This is a genomic window from Bacillus sp. WC2503 (assembly GCF_052682895.1).
On sequence record NZ_JBQYMD010000001.1, the window covers coordinates 1285131 to 1307363 of the forward strand.

24 protein-coding genes are annotated in these 22233 nt (G+C 34.5%); 17 read left to right on the top strand and 7 right to left on the bottom strand.

Annotation, left to right across the window (positions count from 1 at the left end):
- Positions 1–16 precede the first annotated feature (16 nt).
- Complete coding sequence (locus tag ACUN26_RS06755; protein ID WP_000351102.1) at positions 17–544, top strand: DUF1572 domain-containing protein; 528 nt, start codon at positions 17–19, stop codon at positions 542–544.
- Here ACUN26_RS06755 and ACUN26_RS06760 read toward each other — a convergent pair.
- Positions 517–822 (bottom strand): hypothetical protein, encoded by a 306-nt coding sequence (locus ACUN26_RS06760; protein ID WP_044810160.1) that lies wholly within the window; start codon positions 820–822, stop codon positions 517–519. The genes ACUN26_RS06755 and ACUN26_RS06760 overlap by 28 nt on opposite strands.
- 4 nt (positions 823–826) lie before the next feature.
- Complete coding sequence (locus ACUN26_RS06765; protein ID WP_000770733.1) at positions 827–1123, bottom strand: hypothetical protein; 297 nt, start codon at positions 1121–1123, stop codon at positions 827–829.
- 89 nt (positions 1124–1212) lie between these two features.
- On the opposite strand from ACUN26_RS06765, the gene spoIIP (ACUN26_RS06770) reads away from it, so the two are divergent.
- The 5 genes from spoIIP (ACUN26_RS06770) (at position 1213) to ACUN26_RS06790 (ending at position 6013) form a co-directional block, all read left to right on the top strand.
- Positions 1213–2367: a stage II sporulation protein SpoIIP gene (spoIIP, locus tag ACUN26_RS06770; RefSeq protein WP_001079305.1), complete on the top strand. Its 1155-nt coding sequence runs from the start codon at positions 1213–1215 to the stop codon at positions 2365–2367.
- Between the two features lie 265 nt (positions 2368–2632).
- Positions 2633–3130 carry a GNAT family N-acetyltransferase gene (locus tag ACUN26_RS06775; protein ID WP_000617587.1) on the top strand — a complete coding sequence of 166 codons (498 nt, stop codon included), beginning with the start codon at positions 2633–2635 and terminating at the stop codon, positions 3128–3130.
- 11 nt (positions 3131–3141) lie between these two features.
- A complete protein-coding gene (locus ACUN26_RS06780) occupies positions 3142–3882 on the top strand; it encodes a M15 family metallopeptidase (RefSeq protein WP_000747716.1) in 741 nt (246 codons plus the stop codon).
- A gap of 23 nt (positions 3883–3905) precedes the next feature.
- Positions 3906–4352 (top strand): NUDIX hydrolase, encoded by a 447-nt coding sequence (locus ACUN26_RS06785; protein ID WP_000178280.1) that lies wholly within the window; start codon positions 3906–3908, stop codon positions 4350–4352.
- Positions 4353–4537: 185 nt separating this feature from the next.
- A complete protein-coding gene (locus ACUN26_RS06790) occupies positions 4538–6013 on the top strand; it encodes an amidase family protein (protein ID WP_000405411.1) in 1476 nt (491 codons plus the stop codon).
- A gap of 49 nt (positions 6014–6062) precedes the next feature.
- On the opposite strand, the gene ACUN26_RS06795 is transcribed toward ACUN26_RS06790, so the two are convergent.
- Complete coding sequence (locus tag ACUN26_RS06795; RefSeq protein WP_000267076.1) at positions 6063–7280, bottom strand: MFS transporter; 1218 nt, start codon at positions 7278–7280, stop codon at positions 6063–6065.
- Between the two features lie 273 nt (positions 7281–7553).
- Here ACUN26_RS06795 and ACUN26_RS06800 point away from each other — a divergent pair, with 273 nt between their 5' ends.
- The 7 genes from ACUN26_RS06800 to ACUN26_RS06830 all read left to right on the top strand — a co-directional run bounded on the left by ACUN26_RS06800 (position 7554) and on the right by ACUN26_RS06830 (position 13733).
- Positions 7554–7982: an NfeD family protein gene (locus ACUN26_RS06800; RefSeq protein ID WP_000929499.1), complete on the top strand. Its 429-nt coding sequence runs from the start codon at positions 7554–7556 to the stop codon at positions 7980–7982.
- Positions 7983–7984: 2 nt separating this feature from the next.
- On the top strand, positions 7985–8953 hold the full coding sequence (locus ACUN26_RS06805; RefSeq protein ID WP_000561128.1) for an SPFH domain-containing protein: 969 nt from the start codon (positions 7985–7987) through the stop codon (positions 8951–8953).
- Positions 8931–10178: a stage II sporulation protein P gene (gene spoIIP / locus ACUN26_RS06810; RefSeq protein ID WP_002093778.1), complete on the top strand. Its 1248-nt coding sequence runs from the start codon at positions 8931–8933 to the stop codon at positions 10176–10178. Before ACUN26_RS06805 ends, spoIIP (ACUN26_RS06810) begins: the two co-directional genes overlap by 23 nt.
- A gap of 92 nt (positions 10179–10270) precedes the next feature.
- On the top strand, positions 10271–10861 hold the full coding sequence (locus ACUN26_RS06815; protein WP_001166462.1) for a histidine phosphatase family protein: 591 nt from the start codon (positions 10271–10273) through the stop codon (positions 10859–10861).
- 6 nt (positions 10862–10867) lie between these two features.
- On the top strand, positions 10868–11644 hold the full coding sequence (locus ACUN26_RS06820) for a Cof-type HAD-IIB family hydrolase (protein ID WP_000278963.1): 777 nt from the start codon (positions 10868–10870) through the stop codon (positions 11642–11644).
- Positions 11645–11789: 145 nt separating this feature from the next.
- Complete coding sequence (locus ACUN26_RS06825) at positions 11790–12335, top strand: MarR family winged helix-turn-helix transcriptional regulator (RefSeq protein ID WP_000377473.1); 546 nt, start codon at positions 11790–11792, stop codon at positions 12333–12335.
- 201 nt (positions 12336–12536) lie between these two features.
- On the top strand, positions 12537–13733 hold the full coding sequence (locus ACUN26_RS06830; protein WP_002093777.1) for an MFS transporter: 1197 nt from the start codon (positions 12537–12539) through the stop codon (positions 13731–13733).
- On the opposite strand, the gene ACUN26_RS06835 is transcribed toward ACUN26_RS06830, so the two are convergent.
- On the bottom strand, positions 13702–14163 hold the full coding sequence (locus ACUN26_RS06835) for a DinB family protein (protein ID WP_000498009.1): 462 nt from the start codon (positions 14161–14163) through the stop codon (positions 13702–13704). The two genes, ACUN26_RS06830 and ACUN26_RS06835, sit on opposite strands and share 32 nt — an antisense overlap.
- Before the next feature lie 171 nt (positions 14164–14334).
- On the opposite strand from ACUN26_RS06835, the gene alr reads away from it, so the two are divergent.
- Positions 14335–15510 carry an alanine racemase gene (gene alr / locus ACUN26_RS06840; RefSeq protein ID WP_002093776.1) on the top strand — a complete coding sequence of 392 codons (1176 nt, stop codon included), beginning with the start codon at positions 14335–14337 and terminating at the stop codon, positions 15508–15510.
- A 48-nt stretch (positions 15511–15558) separates the two neighbouring features.
- Here alr and ACUN26_RS06845 read toward each other — a convergent pair whose 3' ends face one another.
- Positions 15559–16434, bottom strand: coding sequence for a GNAT family N-acetyltransferase (locus tag ACUN26_RS06845; protein ID WP_002038523.1), 876 nt, complete (start codon positions 16432–16434; stop codon positions 15559–15561).
- Between the two features lie 23 nt (positions 16435–16457).
- Positions 16458–17336 carry a hypothetical protein gene (locus ACUN26_RS06850; RefSeq protein WP_000941385.1) on the bottom strand — a complete coding sequence of 293 codons (879 nt, stop codon included), beginning with the start codon at positions 17334–17336 and terminating at the stop codon, positions 16458–16460.
- Positions 17337–17754: 418 nt separating this feature from the next.
- Here ACUN26_RS06850 and ACUN26_RS06855 point away from each other — a divergent pair, with 418 nt between their 5' ends.
- A complete protein-coding gene (locus tag ACUN26_RS06855; protein ID WP_000024446.1) occupies positions 17755–18963 on the top strand; it encodes a macrolide family glycosyltransferase in 1209 nt (402 codons plus the stop codon).
- A gap of 320 nt (positions 18964–19283) precedes the next feature.
- Complete coding sequence (locus ACUN26_RS06860) at positions 19284–20129, top strand: YitT family protein (RefSeq protein ID WP_000831972.1); 846 nt, start codon at positions 19284–19286, stop codon at positions 20127–20129.
- Between the two features lie 103 nt (positions 20130–20232).
- On the opposite strand, the gene pdxR is transcribed toward ACUN26_RS06860, so the two are convergent.
- Entirely contained in the window at positions 20233–21633 is a 1401-nt protein-coding gene (gene pdxR / locus ACUN26_RS06865) for a MocR-like pyridoxine biosynthesis transcription factor PdxR (RefSeq protein WP_000348004.1), read from the bottom strand.
- A 130-nt stretch (positions 21634–21763) separates the two neighbouring features.
- Here pdxR and ACUN26_RS06870 point away from each other — a divergent pair, with 130 nt between their 5' ends.
- Positions 21764–22186, top strand: a complete 423-nt coding sequence (locus ACUN26_RS06870; RefSeq protein ID WP_001101104.1) for a GNAT family N-acetyltransferase — start codon at positions 21764–21766, stop codon at positions 22184–22186.
- Positions 22187–22233: the final 47 nt, after the last annotated feature.

A 22233-nucleotide genomic window follows, 5' to 3' on the forward strand; every position in this document is an offset into this window, starting at 1 on the left:
AAGGTGGGGGGGCAATATGGATATCGGACGAGAATATTTACAATGTGCCATTTCTAATTTCAAAACAACAAAGCAGCAAGGAGAACGGGCACTTTCTCAATTATCATACGAACAAATACAATGGTCTTCTCATGAAGAAACAAATAGCATAGCGATTATAATGAAACATTTGCACGGTAATATGCGTTCCAGATGGACGGATTTTTTAACATCTGATGGTGAAAAAGTTGATCGTGACCGAGATGGTGAATTTGAAGGAGGCTATTCTTCAAAGGAAGAAGCCCTTGCAGCGTGGCAAGAAGGATGGGAATACGTTTTTAATACGATGAATACTATAATGCCGGAACATCTATTGAAGACGGTATACATTCGTGGTGAAGCACATACGGTCCTGCAAGCAATTGAAAGGCAAATTTCTCATTATGCTTTGCATATTGGACAGATTATTTACATCGGTAAAATGTTAAAAGAAAATGAGTGGGAATGTTTAAGCATTCCTAAAGGACAGTCCACTCGTTATGTAGAGAAAAAACGTTCAACATAATAATATGAAAGAAATCGATATAAAATAGGCAGCAAAAAAATAAGCCAAATGATAGACGGTTCCGTAAGCATAAGAATGCTACCAACAATAAGGCCGTATATAATAAGAAAGAAACAAAAAAGTGTATTCATAGGGATAAAACGTGGGATGAAGAGTTGTTGCTGCTTAAAACAACTGTTGTGAAATAAATAAAAATGGAAGTACCGTGTAGTGGTAATAAGGTCTTTCTTTCGTGTAATTCTTTTTCTACATGTATGACAAATGAACGGTGGCTGCATTTCGTTACGCTCCATTTTTTATTTTCATAATAATGTGAGACAAAAGTAGGTACAAAGTGTATGTTCCTATATACGCTCCTGCAATAAGGAAAAATGGATTCAGTAAAATTCCATGAATGCTCGTCATGAAAACTAAATCTTGTATTAAAACATCGTATACATTAATGGAAATAATTGTACCGAGTACATACAGTGCCAAGTACGCAGAAATATGTAACACAATAGAGACTTTTGGATGTTTAGCGGACAAATAAAAAATGAATGATAGAGCGATTGGTAATATTCCTATTAATAGCTTCAATTCATTTCACCTCATTAACAATATAGCCGGAATTTAAACGGTCTATTCTCTAGAGCTTGTACATAACTTGAAATAGAGAGGGTGATAGTATGAATCGAGGCTTTTTTTATGTGAAGTTTACAAGTGTACGTAAGTTAGTTTTATTTATTATTACTACGGTACTAGCGACTTTTTTTCTTATTAGTATGATGGTAACCTCTATGAAAGAGACAAAGTCAACGTATTTATATAATTGGTTAAATGAGTTATCGATGAATGGCTACATGTATGTTCTTGGAAAAGAAAATCATTATTTTACACAAGAGTATCGAAATTTGAATCAAGATTTTTCAATCTCTTCGTTTCTCTTTTCTATGGCTACGAATATTCGTTTTAACGATGTACGTAGTTTTGTCGGAAAAGAGCTTCCTGGCTTTGGTAAGTACGATACAGAAATCGTTATCGCAGGTGAGGGAACAAATTATTCTAACTTACCGATAGAGTCGAGTGTTCCTCTTGAAGAAGTAGTGAAAGAACGGACTGGAGAAGGTGGACAAGCGCCAAAGCCTGATACGAATAAAGAGAAAAAACAACCAGCTCAAACGACTGGAAAAAGACAAGTTGCATTTATATATCATTCGCATAGCTGGGAATCTTATTTGCCGTTACTGAACTTAACGAATGATCCAAACCCGAATAAAGCGACAAGTTCTGTAACGAATATTTCCATAGTCGGCGACCGATTTCGTGAACAATTAGAAAGCGAAGGAATCGGATCTACTAACGATAAGACTGACGTTGGTCAAAGGTTAATTAGTAAAGGGTTAAATAGTAATAGTTCTTACAAAATGTCACGGGAAATTGTACAAGAAGCGATGGCTGGTAATAAAGAATTACAATACTTCTTCGATTTACACCGTGATAGTGCACGAAAAAATGTAACAACAAAAACAATTGGAGATAAATCATATGCTAAGCTTGCTTTTGTAATTGGAAAAGGTAACAAAAACTATGAAAAAAACTTACAATTAGCAACTGCGTTACACGAGACGATTAGTAAGAAATATCCGGGAATGAGCCGTGGTGTAATTCAAAAAGGATTCCAAACAGGGAATGGAGTTTACAATCAAGACCTATCAGGACAAGCGATATTAATTGAAGTTGGCGGGGTAGATAATACAGAGGAGGAATTAAATCGATCAATTGATGCACTTGCTAAGGCATTTGGTGAATATTTTTGGCAAGCGGAAAAAGTGAATGGATAAAGTGAAATTTGAATGAGTGGTAGGCATTGCAATGGTTATCAGCCTACATCAATTAGGGGAAAACGTAAGTGTAAAGCTTACGTTTTTTGTTTGTCATGAAACGAGGATGATAAGATGTCACATTATAGACATAATTTATAATTGCTATAGTAATATCGAAATTTGTCTATTTATAATAGGGGAATTAGAAAGGGATTTTCGCAATAATAGAGAAAATCTTTTTACAAGGAAAATTTTTTACAATGAAATAGGTAGGGTGATTTAAGTGATTAGGGAGATCAAAGTAGAAGATGCAGCATCATTTTTGCAATTAAGTAAGCAATTAGATGAAGAAACGAAATTTATGTTATACGAGCCAGGAGAAAGAAAAACTACAGCCGAGCAACAAGAGCAAATGATTCATCGATTTATACAGAATGAAAAAGCAACAATATTTGTAGCGATTGAGGAAGAGAAAATAGTAGGATTTATTTTAGTGAATGGAAATAACATACAAAGAAAGAGACATGTTGCAGCCATTGTAATTGGTATATTGCAAGAGTGTAGTGGGCGTGGTATTGGAACGAGCTTGTTTAAAGAGGTTGAGAAGTGGGCAAGATTACATGATGTATGGCGTTTAGAATTAACGGTAATGGCCCATAATACAAGAGCTCAGGCACTATATAGAAAAGTTGGCTTTGAGAAAGAGGGTGTCAAAAAAGCTGCTCTTATTATCGATGGACAAAACATTGATGAGTATGAAATGGCCAAATTATTAAAATAAGAGGTCGTTATATGAAAAAAAGATGGACACTACTTGGTATCGTAGCGGCGATACTCATTGTTGGAGTAGCAGGAATCAATTATAAAATGTATAAGGATAAGCAGGCACAGGAAGTGAATGTAAATAACATATTTCCGAAAGCGAAAGAAACGATTGCGAATATGGATGGGGATATTGCGGTAATTAGTAATCCAAATTCGATGCTTGTACTTGTGAATAAAAGTAGGCGTTTACCAGATGGGTATAGACCGCCAGATTTAGTTATTCCGAAAGTACGTTACTCTAGTGAGGGGGATCAAGAAAAGAAAAAAATGAGGAAAGAGGCAGCTAGTGCGCTTGAGGACATGTTTCAACAAGCTGATAAAGAGCGTATTTTCCTTTTTGCAGTCTCTGGATTTAGATCTTTTGATCGACAAAAGGCATTAAATACGATGTATAAAAAACAAGATGGAGAAGTGAAAACTGCGATGTCTAGCGCGATTCCTGGTACGAGTGAACATCAAACTGGACTAGCTATGGATATTACATCGCAATCTGCTAAATTTCAGTTAGAGACAGTTTTTGGAGAGACGAAAGAAGGGCAGTGGCTTTCTGAAAATGCCCATAAATTTGGTTTTGTGATTCGATATACAAAAGAAAAAGAATCAATTACGGGCTATCGGTTTGAACCATGGCACGTAAGGTATGTGGGAAATCCACAAGCTACATATTTATATGAAAATCAACTGACGCTTGAAGAAGTAACAGAGTGAACAATTGAGGGGAGAGAAATACAATGACGATGTTATATAAGAAAAAAGTACATGCATATATTACAAGAGAAAAAGAAGGGATGAAGCAATTACTTGTTTTTAAACATCGTGATATACCTGAAGCTGGTATCCAAGTGCCAGGGGGAACAGTTGATGAAGGAGAAACGTTAGAAGCAGCAGTTTTACGTGAAGTACAAGAAGAATCTGGATTACGTCTTTTATGTATAGAGCGTTTCCTAGCAGATTACATCATACACGTGAAGGAAAAACAGGAATATCAAAAACGCCACTTTTTCCACGTAACGTTACTAACGAATGTAAAAGATACTTGGGAACATATAGTAAGTGCCGGTGAGGAAGATGAAGGTTTAGTATTTTGCTACGAATGGATTGATATTGCAAAATGCCCTGAATTAGCAGGAAAACAGGGAGAGTTTTTACATTTGTTAGATGAGGTATATGCACAGTAATAAAAAGAGTTTGAAGCGAAGGATGATTCGTTTCAGACTCTTTTTATTTTTCGGGAAATTAAAGGTGTATTAAAAAGTAAGTTGAAACTTTTTAAAGGGATATTAATTTGGAATAGGATGAGGTGAAAAAATGAAAAAGTAAGAAGTATTCGTAAAAACTAAAAGGGATATAAAGGAGAATATAAATGGAAATTCAGTTTAATCCAGTATTAAAAAAAGAATTAACAATTCATGATATACAGACCGCAATGGAAGAAGGGACGTTATCTTCCAAAGAATTAGTTATGTATTATCTTCATAGAATTGCACAATATGATCAAGATGGACCGAAAATTAATTCTATTTTAGAAATAAACCCAGATGCTATTTTTATTGCAGAAGCGTTAGATTATGAAAGGAAGATAAAAGGTGTAAGGGGACCATTGCATGGTATACCTGTTTTGCTAAAGGACAATATTGAAACGAATGATTCCATGCATACAAGTGCAGGTACGATTGCCCTAGAACAAAATATAAGTAGCGAAGATGCATTTCTCGTTACAAAACTGCGAGAGGCAGGAGCGGTGATAATAGGTAAAACGAATATGACAGAGTTAGCAAATGCAATGTCTTTTGAAATGTGGGCTGGATATAGTGCAAGAGGTGGTCAAACAATCAATCCATATGGAACGGGCACGGATGATATGTTTGTTGGTGGCTCTAGTACAGGGGCCGCAATAGCAGTTGCCACTAATTTTACAGTATTATCTGTTGGGACAGAAACGGATGCCTCTATTTTGAGTCCAGCTGTTCAAAGCTCTGTAGTAGGCATTAAACCAACTGTCGGTCTAATTAGTCGTAGAGGAATTATTCCGTTCACTTATTCACAAGATACAGCGGGACCATTTGCTAGAACAGTAACAGATGCCGCTATTTTACTAGGGAGTTTAACTGGAGTGGATGAGAAAGATGTAGCTACTCATAAAAGTGAAGGTATGGCATATGAAGATTATACATCTTATCTTGATGTTAATGGTTTAAAGGGAGCGAAGATTGGTGTTTATAGTAATGCTCCAAAAGATTATTACGAAAATGGTGAGTATGATGAAAATTTGTTTGAGGACACGATCCAAGTATTACGTAGTGAGGGAGCGACAGTAGTAGAAAATATTGATATTCCTTCCTTTCATAGAGAATGGAGCTGGGGAGTTCCGCTTTATGAGCTGAAGCATAGTTTAGATAACTATCTTTCAAAATTACCTTCTACTATTCCCGTACATTCTATTTCAGAATTAATGGCGTTTAATAAAAACATAGCAGAAAGAGCTTTAAAATATGGACAAACTAAGTTGGAGGGAAGAAAAGATTATCCTAATACGTTAAGAAATCCAGAATATTTACATGCAAGATTAGAAGATATATATTTTTCGCAAAAACAAGGTATTGATTTTGCATTGGAAAAATATAATCTTGATGCGATACTATTTCCGTCTTATATAGGCTCTACTATATGTGCGAAAGCAGGTTATCCGTCTATAGCAATACCAGCAGGGTATATGGAAAACGGGAGACCTTTTGGAATTACGATTGCAAGTACTGCTTTTCGTGAAGGAATATTAATTAAACTAGCGTACGCTCTTGAACAAGCGACAAAGCATAGAGAAATTCCCAACTTGTCATGAATAGAATGTACAAAAGGACAGGAATTTCCTGTCCTTTTTGATTTATTGATTAAAGTGAAATATCTTTCTGCTCTGTCTTATGATATTTTAATAGGCTAAAAGATAAACAGGCAGAACATAAAATAAGAAAAGAAGCAATCATATAAATCGTACGAACACCGAACATATCAGTAATAATGCCAACGCTAAGCATAGAAAGACCAGCAGCTGTTGAAAGAAGGGCGCCGTGTGCTGTATACATTTTCGATAATAGAGAAGGGGCGACACTAGATTGTAAAACCGTCGTTTGAGAAATATCTCTAATTTGATAACATGGTCCCATTAGAACACATAGGAAAAGCGCAATAAATCCACTGCTTGTTATACCATATAAAAATGTAAGAATACTAAATATAAGTGATCCTATCGCCATGGAGCGTATTAAATTTTTTTGAATATATGTACTTATTTTCCACGCTAATAGACCACCAATTAACGTGCCCACATAATAACTTGTGTTAATATATCCCCACCATTCTTCTCCTTTATGCAGAACAGTCGTTACATATGCCATCGTAATAGCGCCAATCCATATCGTCCCTGCGAAAGTTTCAATTAAGTCCATTAATGTAACTGTGCGCAAAGAAGGATGATGAAATAATAGTTTCCAGCCTTCAAATAAAGCTGTGTTTTTTGAAGAAGAAGGCTCTGTTACTCGTTCGGTATGGATGGAATGTAATGAAATATGCAATGCAATACATCCGAAAATCATTAAAATAATATTAATCATGAATGTAGAAGTAGCGCCAATGAGCAGAACGATAATACTTGTAAATGAATAAGCTGCCGCTTGTACAATTTGTGATGAAAAGGAAAAGATACTATTTACTTTTACTAATCTTTCTTTTGGTGTTAGGCGTGGAACAATACTGTATAGTAATGGAGCACTCCACCCACTACATAAAGAAATGAAAAAAATGAAAGTTAATAGAGTTACAATGTTTGTGGAAAGGACCGGAAATAATAGCGTTAATAAAATGAATAGGGCAGTTTTTGTCCATTGTAATATAAAAAGTACTGAATAAGATGAAAAATGATTCATTATAAGTGGTGCAGATATGTTTGCGATCAAATTTGTGATAACTTGTAATAATGGAAAAAGGGCAGTAATAGTAGCTGATTTAGTTGATATATAGATATGAGTTGTAATAATCATTATGTAAACGATGTCAGCAAGAGTAATACAGATTTTTGATCCTAAATAGTATGATATTGAATGATTCCACATTAAGGATATCACCTTCCAAAAAAATACAAATTCGAGTTAGAATTATTATAAACTGAAAAAAATAATTTTAAAAGAATTAAATTTTTTGTCATTTTTTGAAAGGAATTTTCATGTATAATGAAGAATATATTGATATAGTATTTTATTAATACTCATTGTAACAGCAAATATGTACGATAGCTTGCAGTAAACGCCCAAGTATGAGAAAGGGCGGATAAACCATTCTTTTCTTCATATACATATAGAAAATGAGAAAGAAAGTGAGGGTTGCATATGGCTGGTTGGGTGATTTGGTTTATTATAGCGGGTATTTTATTTATCGCGGAAATGTTGTCGATAACGTTTTATATGCTTTGGCTTGGAATTGGAGCTGTTGTCGGAGGTCTTATTGCTTTATTTGCTCCTGATGCACTATTGTTACAAGTTACTGTTGGTGCGATTGTAAGTTTAACATTGACATTCTTTACGAAAAGAATTTCAAAAAACTTTCGAGAAGCAAAAGGTTTTACGGATACAGTAGATATGCTTGTCGGTAAAAAAGGAATTGTTGTGCAAGCGATTACAAATGAAACGAACGGTATTGTGAAGGTGGATGGAGATACTTGGACAGCTATTGCAGATGTTCCGATTGACACTGGAGAAAAAGTCGTTGTTATAAAGAGGCATAGTACTATATTACAAGTAAAAAAGGAGAGTGAATAAATATGATAGCATTAACGTTAACGATTATATTCGCGCTAATTGTAGTTACATTTATCGCATTAACAATTAAAATTATTCCTCAGCAAAAAGTTGGGGTTGTTGAAAGATTTGGTAAGTTTCAGCGTATTATGCACCCAGGATTAAATATATTAATCCCAATTGTAGATCGCGTTCGTGTATATCACGACTTACGTATTCAACAAACGAATGTACCACCACAAAAGGTAATTACGAAAGATAACGTACAAGTAGAAATTGATACAATTATTTTCTATCAAATTGTCGAACCTGAACTTGCGACATATGGTATCTCAAACTATGAATATGGTGTTCGTAACATTACTTCTGCAACGATGCGTCAAATTATCGGTAAAATGGAACTTGATGAAACGTTATCTGGTCGTGAAAAAATTTCAACAGAAATTCGCTTAGCGCTTGATGAAGCAACAGAAAAATGGGGCGTTCGTATTGAGCGTGTTGAAGTAGTAGACATTAACCCGCCAAAAGATGTGCAAGCATCGATGGAAAAACAAATGAAAGCAGAACGTAATAAACGTGCAATTATTTTAGAAGCTGAAGCAGCAAAACAAGATAAAGTTCTTCGTGCGGAAGGGGAAAAACAAAGTAAAATCTTGATGGCTGAAGGGGATAAAGAAGCACGTATTCGAGAAGCTGAAGGTTTAAAAGAAGCGAAAGAATTAGAAGCGCAAGGGGAAGCAAGAGCAATTGAAGAAATCGCAAAAGCAGAACAAAATCGAATTGAATTACTTCGTGCAGCAGATTTAGATGAACGCGTACTTGCTTATAAATCATTTGAATCATTGATTGAGGTTGCAAAAGGACCAGCAAATAAAGTCTTTATTCCATCTAATGCAATTGAAACACTTGGTACTCTTGGGGCAATCGGAGAAATCTTTAAAGAAAAACAAGCGAAGAAATTGCCTTCAAATGATACAGGTAAAGAACAATAAGAGTGAGGAAGAGGAATGGGATGCCATTTCTCTTTTTTGTGCGTATATTACGAAAGGCTTGTACATATCCATGTATAAAGAAGGTGATACAGTGAAAAAGTATGCAACTCGTATACATGGGAAAAAACTAATCTCGTTACTTTTTTTATATGCGCTAATAGTAATAATTATCGCGTCAATTTTGACGTCGCTTTTACATACAATGAAATCAAGTTATGCGAATCAATGGTTTGGAAAAGTGTCTATGCAAGGTTTTGTTCAAATGATAGAAAGTGAGAATCACTATTATGGATTTGATTATTTTAAGCAGAATAAACGGGAGTCTGTTGGGAATTTGATGTTCTCTATTGCGACAGATTTGAAAATTAAAGATTTAAGAACATTTGTCGGTAAAGAAGTACCTGGTATGTCAAAGTATTACTCTAACATTATCGTAGCTGGGGAAGGGACAAACTTTACGAATATCCCGAATGAATCTAGTGTACCGATTGAAGAAGTAACGAAAGAGCGAGAGGTAGCAAAAGATAAAGTTACAGAAGCAGAAAAGAATAATCCGGTGCAGAAAAAGAACGGAACGAAAAAAGGTGAAAATGCAGTATACATTTACCATACACATAGTTGGGAATCCTTCTTTCCTTTATTACCAGGAGCTACCGATCCATCGAGTCCAGATGTAAATGTGTCCTTATTAGGAAAACGTATGAAGGAGCAACTTGAAGAGCAAGGAATTCCAGTAGTTCATGATAAAACGAATATGGGTGATTTACTGGCAAGTAAAAAATGGAAATGGTATCAATCGTATACAGCATCTCATGGATATGTAAAGGAAGCATTAGCACAAAATAATAAAATTACTTTTCCAATTGATATACACCGTGATGATCAGCGCAAGAAAGTAACTACAAAAGTAATTAACGGGAAATCGTATGCAAGATTATATTTTATAATTGGGATGGAAAATGAAGGACGTACTGAAAACGAAAAAATTGCAAGAGCAATCAATAGTTATTTAGATGAAAACTATTACGGATTAAGTAGAGGGATTTTTCCGAAGTATAAAAAAGATGGAAACGGCGTTTATAACCAAGATTTATCTAAAAACGCGATGTTAATTGAAGTTGGTGGTGTGGATAATACGTTAGATGAATTATATAACACAATTGATGTATTAACGGAAGCATTTAGTAAGTATTATTGGAATGATGCGGAGAAGGTAAATGGGTGAGGGACGGGAGACCGTTCCTTTTTTATTATGAAAAGTTAAAAATATGATATAATGTAGTCTTCTGAATATTAAATCAGGGAGTGGGGGAACGAATGCAAATACTATTAATACGACACGGAGAATCCGAAGCGGACATCCTGAATGTACATGAAGGAAGAGCTGACTTTGAATTAACAGAAAAGGGAAGACAGCAAGTACAAAGACTTGTACAGAAAGTGAAGGCTGACTTTCCACCAGATTTCATTTGGGCAAGTACATTAAAACGTGCCCGTGAAACTGGTGAAACATTAGCGGAAGCAATTGGTTGTCCAATTCAATTAGAAGAGGAATTAATGGAGTTTAATAATGGGGTGCAAGCCGGCTTATCTTTTGAAGAAGCGAAAAAATATCCTGAGCCAAAGTTTCTTCATGACCGTTTTGAAAATGGAGAATCATTTATTGAATTTAGAATGAGAATAGAAGGAATCTTTTCTAAAATCGTGACAGAGAATACATATGATCGGATAGCAATCGTTGCACACGGTGGTGTAATAAATAGTCTATTACGAGCATTTTTCCAAATGCCAATTTCAATGGATTATTACTTTAAAATAGGAGATACGGGAATAAGTTTAATTGAAATTGATGGTGAACAAAAAACGGTACATTTCATTAATGATACGAATCATTTAGGCGGGATGTAGAGACTTATGTATAAAGTCGTATTTTTCGATGTTGACGGTACGCTTTTAAGTGAGATTGATAGAAGTATGCACGAAAGTACAAAAGAAGCGATAAGAAGGTTAATAGATAAAGGGATTCACGTAGTTGTTACAACAGGGAGACCATATAGTTTATGCTCACAATTTAAAGAACTAGGCATAGACACATTTATTTCTGCAAATGGTGGACATATAAAGTGTAAGGAAGAAGTTATTCATAAATCGATACTTTCAAGTGAAATTGTTCATGATATTTCAAATTTCGCTGAATTACATGGTCATAGTGTTTCTTACTTTACAGAAGAATTTTCTATGAATGGTATAGTCCCAAAAGATGAACGTGTAATACGAGCATTAAACGAAACTTTAAATTTAGAGCGTTATCCTGATAAAGTTAGAAACTTATCAGAAGAGATGTATTGTATATGTCTGTATGCTGATGAAATGGAAGCTCAAAAATTTTTTGAAAGATATCCAATGCTTACGTTTGAACGTTTTCATGGTTATGTTATGAATGTGTTGGAAGATAATAAAGTATCGAAGCTAACTGCAATCCAAAAGGTATTGGAACATTTAAATATTTGTAAGTCAGAAGCAATGGCATTCGGAGATGGTGGAAATGATATTGAAATGTTACAGTATGTAGGTTTAGGAATTGCAATGGGAAATGGTGGAGAAGAGTTAAAAACAAAAGCTGATTTCGTTACAAAGAAATCAAGTGAAGGTGGCATTTCGTTTGCTTTAAAAGAGTTTAGGATCATTTGAAAAAATAATTAGTCAGTGAAAAAAATCCTGTTTTCATAATAGGATTTTTTGCTAACAATACTCTTGCAATAAAAGGAAAGAAATGAGTATAATATAAAAGTAGTTAGGTAAACTAATTAAATGGGAGGAAGGAGAGTGAAAATGAATGGATTCAAAAAAATGTGATCTTCCTTTAGGGATTGATCCATATGCAGAGTTAATAAAAAAGACAGCATCAACGGATACAGATCCAATCGCAGCAAAACTTGGTTTGTTAATGTTATGGACGTCTGATAATGTTCTTGATGCTGTTGACGTAGATTTAGCTCCGCTTGGTATTTCGGAAAGCAAATTAGATTTTTTATTGTTATTTATTTTGCGTGAAATGGAATCGAATGGAGAAGAAGTGAACATGAGTCCGTCGGATATAGCGAGTCGATTAGGGATTACACGTGCTTCTGTCACCGGCTTATTAGATTGGATGGAGAAACGAGAGTTAATCGTAAGGTTCCATCATTCTGAAGATCGAAGAAGATTAAAGGTGAAAATTACTCCGAAAGGAAAAGAACTAGTTACACATTCTTTACCGACTTTTTGGTCATCTTGCGCTTCGTTAGTTAATGACTTTAATCAAGAAGAGCGTCAAGTGTTAGAGAAGCTATTAAATAAAATGCAAGTAATTATGCAGATGAAATTAGGCGAAGGTAGGTAAATAAGTTGATTGTGAGAGTCAACTTTTTTATTTAAACATATAATTAGGTTACCTTATTATATGTTTAGCTAATTTAAAGGGCGATAATGTATTTATTAACGTAAACGAATTGAGTGAGTGTTGAAGGGATTTTATTTTGAGTCATTTACTTTATAAGTTTTCAATCGATGAGGAAAATCAATGTAAGGGGGAGATTTTATGATGGAAATATCAAAAGAAGTAAATAGTGGGAGGAATTATACAGTAATGACAGCGGTGTTATGTTGGGCAGGTATGGTAGTTATGTCCAGCCTATATGTGACGATTCCTTTAATCGCTCTATTTTCAGACATTTTTAAAGTTTCATTAGCGCAATCTGCGGCTACAGGCAGTATATTTTCGGTAGGTTTTGCTATAGGTTGTTTGTTATTTGGGGCAATCTCTGATAAATATGGGCGAAAAAAAGTGATTTTTATTGGATTGCTTGCACTGTCGATTGTTTCTTTTTTCTTAGGGTTTGTGGATAGCTTATTTTGGCTTATTATTCTCCGAGGGTTACAGGGAATAGCAGCAGCTACATTTTCTCCAGTGGCGTTAGCTTACGTTGTAGAAATGTTTCCAGTAGAGAAAAAAGTTACAACGATAGGGTTTGTTAGTACCGGTTTTTTAGTAGCTGGAATTGCAGGGCAAGTAATAAGTACTGCTGTTAGTCAGCATTTTGGATGGCATATGGTGTTCTTTCTTCTTAGTTTTGTCTATATCATTACTGCTGTATGGGTTCATTATTCTCTTCCGAAAGGGGAAACGTCTCAAGCTTATACGGATATTTTGGGGCCAATGAAACAGATGGGGAAAGTTTTTACACATAAAAGCTTAGTATGGAGCTATATGGTTGCGTTTGTTTTATTAATGGCTTTTGTTAATATGTATACTGTTTTAGGGAATTATTTGAGCTCTTCTACTTACAATTTAACAGCAGAACAAATTCTTTATTTTCGCCTAGCAGGGTTATTTGGTATGTTACTATCACCATTTGCAGGTCGTTTAACAAAGAGGTTCGAAGTAAAGAAAGTTCTTCAAGGAGGATTGTTAGTTGCTATTTTTAGTCTAAGTTCAATGGGATTTATTTCGACACTGCCGTTACTTGTAATGATGAGCGTCTGCTTCGTAATAGGTATTGCTATATCGGTTCCATCTTTAGTTTCTCTTGTCGGCCAATTAGGAGGGAGAGCAAGGGGAATAGCGGTTTCTATTTATACTTTCGTTTTATTTTTAGGAACTAGTATAGGACCTATTATTTCTATTTATCTTATGAAAATAGGGAACTATGCTCAGACGTTTATTTTATTAGGAGTCATACTCTTTATTGGCTTTGTTTCCACTCTTTTCATTCAAATAAAGGAATGCAAGGATCTTTAACATGCTCAACTAGTAAAATGTGAATTTGACTGCGATGATGATAAAAGTGAGCGACGATTTCAAGTAACCATTCGAATCGAGAATAAGCAATATCCCAATAAGCAGTCATAATTTCCGCTAATTCTTCATTGGAATAGGATAAAAAAGTTTTAGAAAGTAAATCGTACCCTTGTATCATCATTTGTTGCATTTGAGCAATTGTTTCGGGTGTTTGTTCTATATAAAAGGTATGTAACTCTTTTTCCGAAATACCATTTAAGATGAGTAAATCAGCATGGCAAATAAGGGAAAGATGTGTACACATTTCAAATAATGACCGCTTTGATTCAATCGGTGTTATTTTCAAATCACTTTCATTATATTGATTCAGTATTTGGATAGAAGTATCAACAGCAACTTTTAGTTGATGCAACGCAGATTGTACAAACATTGTAATTCTCCTCATCTCCATATATAATTAATTCTTAAGGGTATTATATCATACTTAAAATTCCGAAAATTCTAGTAGTTTGACTAGCATAGTGAAACGTATTATATTGTAAAAGGTCATATGAAACGTGAAATAGAATGGAATGCAATTATTGAGTTAGGAGTTAGACCAATGAGTTTGAAATATGGAAGAGATACAATTGTTGAAGTTGACTTAAATGCTGTAAAACATAATGTAAAAGAATTTAAAAAACATGTAAACGATGAAAATATTGCAATGATGGCTGCTGTAAAAGCGAATGGGTATGGCCATGGGGCAGTTGAAGTTGCGAAAGCTGCGATTGAAGCAGGGGTGAACCAGCTTGCAGTTGCATTTGTCGATGAAGCGATCGAATTAAGAGAAGCTGGAATCACTGTACCAATCTTAATATTGGGTTATACATCAGTTGCAGCTGCGGAATCCGCAATTCAATATGACGTTATGATGACAGTCTATAGAATAGAAGATTTACAAGGCATAAATGAAATTGCACAACGTCTTCAAAATAAAGCACGTATTCAAGTGAAAATCGATACAGGAATGAGCCGTATCGGTTTGCAAGAAGAAGAAGTTAAACCATTTTTAGAAGAATTAAACCGTATGGAGTATGTAGAGGTAGTAGGGATGTTTACACATTACTCTACGGCAGATGAAATTGATAAATCGTATACGAATATGCAAACAAGTTTATTTGAGAAAGCTGTAAATACAGCAAATGAATTAGGGATGCAAATACCATACATTCATAGTTCAAATAGTGCAGGGTCAATGGAACTAAGCAATACATTTCAAAATATGGTTCGCGTTGGTATTGGAGTTTACGGCATGTATCCTTCGAAAGAAGTGGATCATACAGTCGTTTCCTTACAGCCTGCATTGTCATTAAAATCAAAAGTAGCTCATGTTAAACATGCGACGAAAAATCGTGGTGTTAGTTATGGAAATACGTATGTAACAACGGGTGAAGAATGGATTGCGACTGTGCCGATTGGTTATGCTGATGGCTATAATCGCCAGTTATCTAATAAAGGGTATGCATTAATTAATGGAGTTCGAGTGCCGGTTATTGGTCGTGTTTGTATGGATCAGCTTATGCTGGACGTTACAAAAGCGATGCCAGTACAAGTAGGGGACGATGTGGTATTTTACGGCAAACAAGGTGAAGAAGAAATTGCTGTAGAAGAAGTAGCGGATATGTTGAGCACAATTAATTATGAAGTTACATGTATGTTAGACAGAAGAATTCCTCGTGTTTATAAAGAAAATAATGAAACGACTGCGGTTGTAAATATATTAAGAAAAAACTGAATCGATATGATTCAGTTTTTTCTTTACTTTTCGTAAATGAAAATTGGGCTATTGATGTTTTTTGAACAAGTCATAATAATTATGCTTCATTATAATTTCAAAGCCACAATGTGTATATAACTGTAAAGCATTGTTATTTTTCGTTTCGACGTCTAATTCAATCGTTGAAACTCCTTCTGTAATGAGGGTATGTACCATATAACTTAGAATATCTTTACCATATCCTTTACCTTGATAAGAAGGATGGACTGCGAAGCCTGAAAGTGTAGTAGATCGCTCTTGGTGAGTAACTGTAATCGTTCCAATTGATTTTTCATTCATAAGAGCAACGTAAACTTGATGAGAAGGTGACTTCATCATTTTTTGCAACCATGTGGATGTATTTGCTACAGAATCCCCGAAAGCTTTACTAGAGATTTCTATGAGATTAGGAAGTAATTCTGAAGATGCGATGGAAAGTTTAATAGTATTCTTCATTGTTTCTCGTTTTTTATTTGATTTACACGTCATATTATACTCGCTGTATAGATAAGGTAATTTCATTTGATTTGCAAATGCTTTCCCAGACGAGGAATCTCCGTTAATGATGAGAAGAGCTTCGTCTGTGTCTCTTTTTTGTATTTCGTTCATGGCAGTTTGTAAAAGGGCAGTGCCTATATGTTGTTTTCTAAAGTTTGGGTGCACGAATCCTATTAACTCCAGTTTAGTCGGTCTTTCAAAGTCGTACATACTTAATGCACCAATTAATTGGGTATCATCAAAAAATAGAAAATCATTGATTTCTTTTTTATTACGAGCAGTTAAAAAGTTAACATGTAAATCTGATGAGTAATCAATTTGATCGTATTGTCCGCAAATATGAGCTAAATCTTTCATTTGCTGAATTTCGTTTGCTGTTAAAGATTTCTTTTTTTCAATGTTCATTTCATAATCCCTCGCAATCGTTTTTAAAAATAGGATGGGTAACTTAACCATTTCTTTAATTCCACACTACCTTGAACAGATAACAGTCGGTACAAATAACGATAAGGCTGTCTACATTCCTCAAGATGAGGAATAGACATAATTGTTTCGTAACCACTTTTAAAGGCATGAGCCTCTTTTTCTGAAAGTACATATTCTAATCCGATAAAATCAAACTCTCGCGGGGCAACTGCATAAGCTTCTGTATCTACTAAACCAGTAATAGTTATACCATCTGATAAAAACTGAGTAGGATCCATATCAATTAAGACGAGTGTAGATTCCTTTGGTGTTGGTAAGGTAGAAAGTTGTGACTCAAAAGTATGAAATGCGTTATATATGCTCTCGTTATCGGAATAAAACCTATTCACAAGTTCTTTACTCGCTTTTAAAATGTGTGGCTGGAATTCCACTAGTGGAACTTGGAGTGTACGTGACGGATTTCCTACGAAATGGGCTGAATACTTATGTATTTGTGCTAGTCCTTTTCCTAGGCTGAATAAAATAGAATCTGGTTGCCCAATAAAAGATTGAACTGTATTACCTACTAATTTTTCAGCCACAATGAATTCTCGGCCATCTAAAATATGTTTTTCTAAAATTGTTGGGATAGGAAGATTTGTATGTTTTTGCAGCAATGCATGTACCGTTTCTAAATGATGTACGTTCCTTGGATCAATTCCAAAGAGATTTTTGCATCCCCACCAAAAATCATTATTTGGCTCTTCATTCATTTTAGAAGAACGAACGATAACTTCTGCATCTGCTGTTTGAATGAGAAAAACGTCACTTGCATGATCTTCATAGCCTGGATGTAAAGCTCGGATGGATAGAATAGGTGAAGTGAATAGTTGTTGTAACATGAAATTCCCTCATTTTCCTGTAAATTCTATAAATTCATTATATAACAGAATATGTACCCCGTGGATCATGATAGGGGACAATATAGAGCATACATAAATTTATAGTGAGAAATCAGCATAGAAATTATATTTTTCTAGTTTTGTATGAATTATCAAAATAATGTTTTCGAATGATAAACGTGAAAAATGCTCGAATGTAAAGTTCGTATGATACGAGATATAAAAAGTAAAAGGGGAATGAAGTGCCTATTTATAAGGTTCTGTACTCGTAATAGTGCGGGCTTTAGACAATATTTCTCAATAATAAAATGAAGAGAAAGATAGGAAGAAGGAGAATAGATTCCTATATAATAGATTTAAATTAATTAACATGATTAAGTATTAATTAATGTGTGTTGAATCGAAAGGAGAGAATGGTATGGCGAACGTACTCGTAATAAATTTCCCTGGAGAAGGTCATATTAATCCGACGATAGCAGTTGTTAATGAGTTAATTCGACGTGGGGAAACAGTTGTATCATATTGTATTGAAGATTACAAAAACAAGGTTGAAGCAACAGGCGCTGAATTTCGATCATTTGAGAATTTTCTTTCGCAAATTAATATTATGGAACGAGTTAATGAGGGTGGTAGTCCTTTGACGATGCTGTCCCATATGATTGAAGCATCAGAACGTATTGTTACTAAAATTGTAGAAGAAACAAAAGGAGAAAAGTACGATTACTTAATATACGATAATCATTTTCCGGTTGGACGTATTATAGCGAATATTCTACAGTTGCAAAGCGTTTCTTCTTGTACAACCTTTGCTTTTAATCAGTACATTACTTTTAATGATGAGCAAGAATCGAGCCCAATAGATGAGACCAATCCATTATACCAATCTTGTGTAGTGGGAATGGAAAGATGGAAAGAGCAGTATGGAATGAAATGTAATAGTTTGTATGATATTATGAATCATCCTGGCGATATTACGATTGTATACACTTCAAAAGAATATCAGCCACATTCGGATGTATTTGATGAATCGTATAAATTTGTCGGTCCATCAATTGCTACTCGAAAAGAAGAGAACAGTTTTCCTATTAAAGATTTAAAAGATGAAAAAGTGATTTTTATTTCTATGGGAACAGTTTTTAATGAACAACCTGCCCTGTATGAAAAATGTTTTGAAGCGTTTAAAGATGTAGAAGCGAAAGTCATATTAGTTGTTGGTAAGAAAATGAATATAAGTCAATTTGAAAATATTCCGAATAACTTTAAGTTGTATAATTATGTGCCGCAATTAGAAGTATTACAGCATGCTGATGTATTCGTGACACATGGTGGTATGAACAGCTCGAGTGAAGCGTTATATTACGGTGTCCCGTTAGTTGTAATTCCGATAACAGGAGATCAGCCTTTAGTTGCGAAACGAGTGACTGAAGTAGGAGCTGGAATAAGGCTTAATCGTAAAGAATTAACTTCTGAATTGTTACGTGAGACTGTAAAGGAAGTAATGGATGATGTAACGTTTAAGGAAAATAGTCGTAAAGTTGGAAAGTCACTTCGAAATAGTGGTGGGTATGAGAGAGCAGTTGATGAAATATTTAAAATGAAAATGAATTCATATTTAAAGCTTAAATAAAGTGAAACTTTAATCAGTGTGGACTTTGTTCATCTACAACTGATTGTTAGCTCACACGAATCGGGCGTTTTTGGGTAGCCGACTCTTTGTTTCAGCTTGAAATTTGAAACGGGAGTCTACTGCTCGCGAATAGCAGAATAAACGCTTAAAACACACTTATTGTAATATGTAAGTGTGTTTCTTCTATTAGGCTTTAAATCAATTACATAAAAATCACTGTAAAGGTGAAACTTCTGTGTATATAAACTGATATCTTTGTATTAGTAGTAAGATTACGTTAAAATAATACTAAGAAAATATATAAGTTTTGGGGGTAATGAATGAAGAGAGTATTTGAATACGTATTATTAACAATTGGCTCCATTATTGTAGCGGGTTCACTAGAGCTTATTTTAGCGCCTAATGGACTAGTAGATGGCGGGGTAACGGCTATTGCTATTATGGCAAATAAAGTTGCAGGATTACCGCTGTATGGCGTGTTTTTAGGACTTAATATTCCTATTTTACTATTTACTGCAAAAGTAATGGGGAAGAAATTTTTTATACGTACATCGTATGCGAATGTCGTTACAACACTCGGATTGATTTATTTAAAACCATTTCCAGCGATTACAACTTCTGAACTATTAATTGTACTTTATGGTGGCGTACTGTTTGGAATTGGTGTAGGGATTGTAGTGAAAATGGGCGGAGCAATAGATGGCTCAGAAATGTTAGCAGTTTGGATGAACAAACACTTTAAGGTACCAATTAGCACATTTTTACTTGCTGTAAATGCAGTTATTTTCATTTTTGTGGCCATTTTATTTTCAATCGAACAAGCGATGTTCTCATTAGCAATTTTCTATATTGTTACGAAGATGATTGATTTCATATTAGATGGCATTAATCAAGGAAAGAGCGTCATGATTATTTCTGGTAAGAATAAAGAAATAGGCGATCTACTTATGAAAGAATTGCAATTATCCGTTACGTATCTACATGGAGAAGGCGGTTTTTTAGGAGAGCATAAGAGAATCATTTATTGTATTACAAACCGTTTCATTTATCCGAAAATGAAAGATCTCGTTCTCTCTGTAGATCCAACTGCTATAATTGAAGCTTCTTATTCAACAGAAACAACTGGTGTTAAGCGTCCGGGAAGGACCGCTCGATCAGGTGATTAACTAAAAGAAGATTGTCCAAAAAGCTATTTTGGACAATCTTCTTTTTTGTTTTGTTGAATTGTTATTGTATTACGAGTTAAACTCAGCGTTAGCAAATTCTCTTTTAACTAGGAAACCAAACTTCATTCAATAAGTTTACTACCGTTTCAATTTTATTTTCGGGAATACTACCGAAACCGAGTAATACGTAAGATTCTTTGCGTAAATCATTTACAAAATCATAGGGAGAAAGTGGATATAACTTAATACTTTGTTTCTTAGCTGATTCAATAAGTTCTTGTTCATTCATATTGTTATGGATACGTAGAACAATATGAAGACCTGATTGTTCACCAAGAATTTGAACATTAGTACCCATTTCTTTCACAATGAATTTTACTAATGTATGATGTTTTCTTTTATACAACGTACGACTGCGGTTAATATGACGTTCCCAATTTCCACTTTGTATAAAATTAGCGAAAGCAAGTTGTTGTGTAGTAGAGACTGTTTGTTTAAAAATACCTTGCAACGCTTCATACGTTTTTAAAAGATGCGGTGGTAAAACAACATATCCCATTCGTAAAGAAGGTAAAAAAGATTTTGAGAAAGTCCCCATATAAATAACACGTTCATTTGAGTCAAGACTTTGTAAAGACGGAATTGGTTTACCTGCGTAACGGAACTCCCCATCATAGTCATCTTCAATAATATATCCATCGCGATCATTGGCCCATTTTAACAATTCCAATCTTCTAGATAAAGGCATAATCATTCCAAGCGGAAATTGATGTGATGGCGTAACGTATGCGACATTGGAATTTGTATTGTATAAGTTAGAAATACGAATCCCTTTTTCGTCTAATGGAATGGGATGAATTTGTTGATTGCAGCTTTTAACAATTGCATGTATACGGTGAAATCCAGGGTTTTCAATGCCGTACTCTTTTGTAGGACCAAGCAGTTGAATTAGTAGCCAAAGAAGTGGCTGTGTTCCGGCACCAATCACAATTTGATCAGGTGAAGAATATACACCGCGCGCATGATATAAATATGTTGAAATATGTTCTCGAAGAACGAACTCACCTTGTGGGTCTTCTTTAGCAAATAACGCATTTTCGTACTTTAGTATTGCTTCTTGTAACGCTCTTTTCCAGTTTGTAATCGGAAAAGCAGTTTGATCAATAAGACCTTGGCTACAATCATATTCAAACGGATCTTCTATTAAATTGCTCTTTTCCTTTGCCATATTTAATTTTTTATTCGGGATAACGTCAATATCGACATTTGCAACAAAAATACCACGCTTCGGTTTACTTTCTACATAACCTTCAGCTAATAATTGTTGATAAGCTGATTCAACAGTAATGCGGCTAATATTAAGTTGTGACGCTAAGTTTCTATGTGAGGGAAGACGTGTACCAACAGAAATAGTTCCCTGTATAATTTCATATTTTATAAATTCGTAAATTTGTAAGTAAATAGGTGTATTGCTTTCTAATTGCAATGGGATAGTAAAATCCATAGTAAGAACTCTCCTTTAAAACTGGCCTTATAAAAAATAATTAAACTGTCACTTAAGTGAAGGGCAGATACTCCCTATAATAATGATATAACATTTAGAAAATTATACAAATTGTTAGGAGAGAGTTCAAATGAATGTTAAAGAAGTAGTAACAGAAGCACAATTACATGAAGTATTACCTATTTTACAGCAATTACGAACACAGCTTTCCGAAGAGGAAGCAGGCTTTTTATTTCGAAAAATGAAAGAAGAAAATTATAAACTATTTTCGTTACGTAATGAAGATGATGAAGTTGTTGGCCTTGCCGGTGTAGCAATTTGTACGAACTTTTATAATAAGAAGCACGTTTTCGTATATGACCTTGTAACAGCAGAAGCACATCGTTCAAAAGGATATGGGAATGTATTACTTTCTTATATAGAGAACTGGGGAAAGGAAAATGGATGTGAGTCTATCGACTTAACATCAGCGTTTCCTAGAATTGATGCTCATCGTTTTTATGAAAGGGAAGGGTATGATAAGGTAAGTTATTCTTTTTATAAAAAATTATAAAGAAAGATAGGTTCTATATGACATATTATAGAACCTATTTCATTTAG

Bases quoted from the DNA above. Each gene is read 5' to 3' on its own strand.
- spoIIP (WP_001079305.1), top strand. From the start codon at position 1,213: ATGAATCGAGGCTTTTTTTATGTGAAGTTTACAAGTGTACGTAAGTTA.
- ACUN26_RS06805 (WP_000561128.1), top strand. From the start codon at position 7,985: ATGATAGCATTAACGTTAACGATTATATTCGCGCTAATTGTAGTTACA.
- ACUN26_RS06870 (WP_001101104.1), top strand. From the start codon at position 21,764: ATGAATGTTAAAGAAGTAGTAACAGAAGCACAATTACATGAAGTATTA.
- ACUN26_RS06815 (WP_001166462.1), top strand. From the start codon at position 10,271: ATGCAAATACTATTAATACGACACGGAGAATCCGAAGCGGACATCCTG.
- ACUN26_RS06825 (WP_000377473.1), top strand. From the start codon at position 11,790: ATGGATTCAAAAAAATGTGATCTTCCTTTAGGGATTGATCCATATGCA.
- pdxR (WP_000348004.1), bottom strand. From the start codon at position 21,633: ATGGATTTTACTATCCCATTGCAATTAGAAAGCAATACACCTATTTAC.
- ACUN26_RS06785 (WP_000178280.1), top strand. From the start codon at position 3,906: ATGACGATGTTATATAAGAAAAAAGTACATGCATATATTACAAGAGAA.
- ACUN26_RS06795 (WP_000267076.1), bottom strand. From the start codon at position 7,280: ATGTGGAATCATTCAATATCATACTATTTAGGATCAAAAATCTGTATT.
- ACUN26_RS06790 (WP_000405411.1), top strand. From the start codon at position 4,538: ATGGAAATTCAGTTTAATCCAGTATTAAAAAAAGAATTAACAATTCAT.
- ACUN26_RS06835 (WP_000498009.1), bottom strand. From the start codon at position 14,163: ATGTTTGTACAATCTGCGTTGCATCAACTAAAAGTTGCTGTTGATACT.
- ACUN26_RS06780 (WP_000747716.1), top strand. From the start codon at position 3,142: ATGAAAAAAAGATGGACACTACTTGGTATCGTAGCGGCGATACTCATT.
- spoIIP (WP_002093778.1), top strand. From the start codon at position 8,931: ATGATACAGGTAAAGAACAATAAGAGTGAGGAAGAGGAATGGGATGCC.
- alr (WP_002093776.1), top strand. From the start codon at position 14,335: ATGAGTTTGAAATATGGAAGAGATACAATTGTTGAAGTTGACTTAAAT.
- ACUN26_RS06755 (WP_000351102.1), top strand. From the start codon at position 17: ATGGATATCGGACGAGAATATTTACAATGTGCCATTTCTAATTTCAAA.
- ACUN26_RS06855 (WP_000024446.1), top strand. From the start codon at position 17,755: ATGGCGAACGTACTCGTAATAAATTTCCCTGGAGAAGGTCATATTAAT.
- ACUN26_RS06850 (WP_000941385.1), bottom strand. From the start codon at position 17,336: ATGTTACAACAACTATTCACTTCACCTATTCTATCCATCCGAGCTTTA.
- ACUN26_RS06830 (WP_002093777.1), top strand. From the start codon at position 12,537: ATGGAAATATCAAAAGAAGTAAATAGTGGGAGGAATTATACAGTAATG.
- ACUN26_RS06860 (WP_000831972.1), top strand. From the start codon at position 19,284: ATGAAGAGAGTATTTGAATACGTATTATTAACAATTGGCTCCATTATT.
- ACUN26_RS06845 (WP_002038523.1), bottom strand. From the start codon at position 16,434: ATGAACATTGAAAAAAAGAAATCTTTAACAGCAAACGAAATTCAGCAA.
- ACUN26_RS06800 (WP_000929499.1), top strand. From the start codon at position 7,554: ATGGCTGGTTGGGTGATTTGGTTTATTATAGCGGGTATTTTATTTATC.
- ACUN26_RS06760 (WP_044810160.1), bottom strand. From the start codon at position 822: ATGCAGCCACCGTTCATTTGTCATACATGTAGAAAAAGAATTACACGA.
- ACUN26_RS06820 (WP_000278963.1), top strand. From the start codon at position 10,868: ATGTATAAAGTCGTATTTTTCGATGTTGACGGTACGCTTTTAAGTGAG.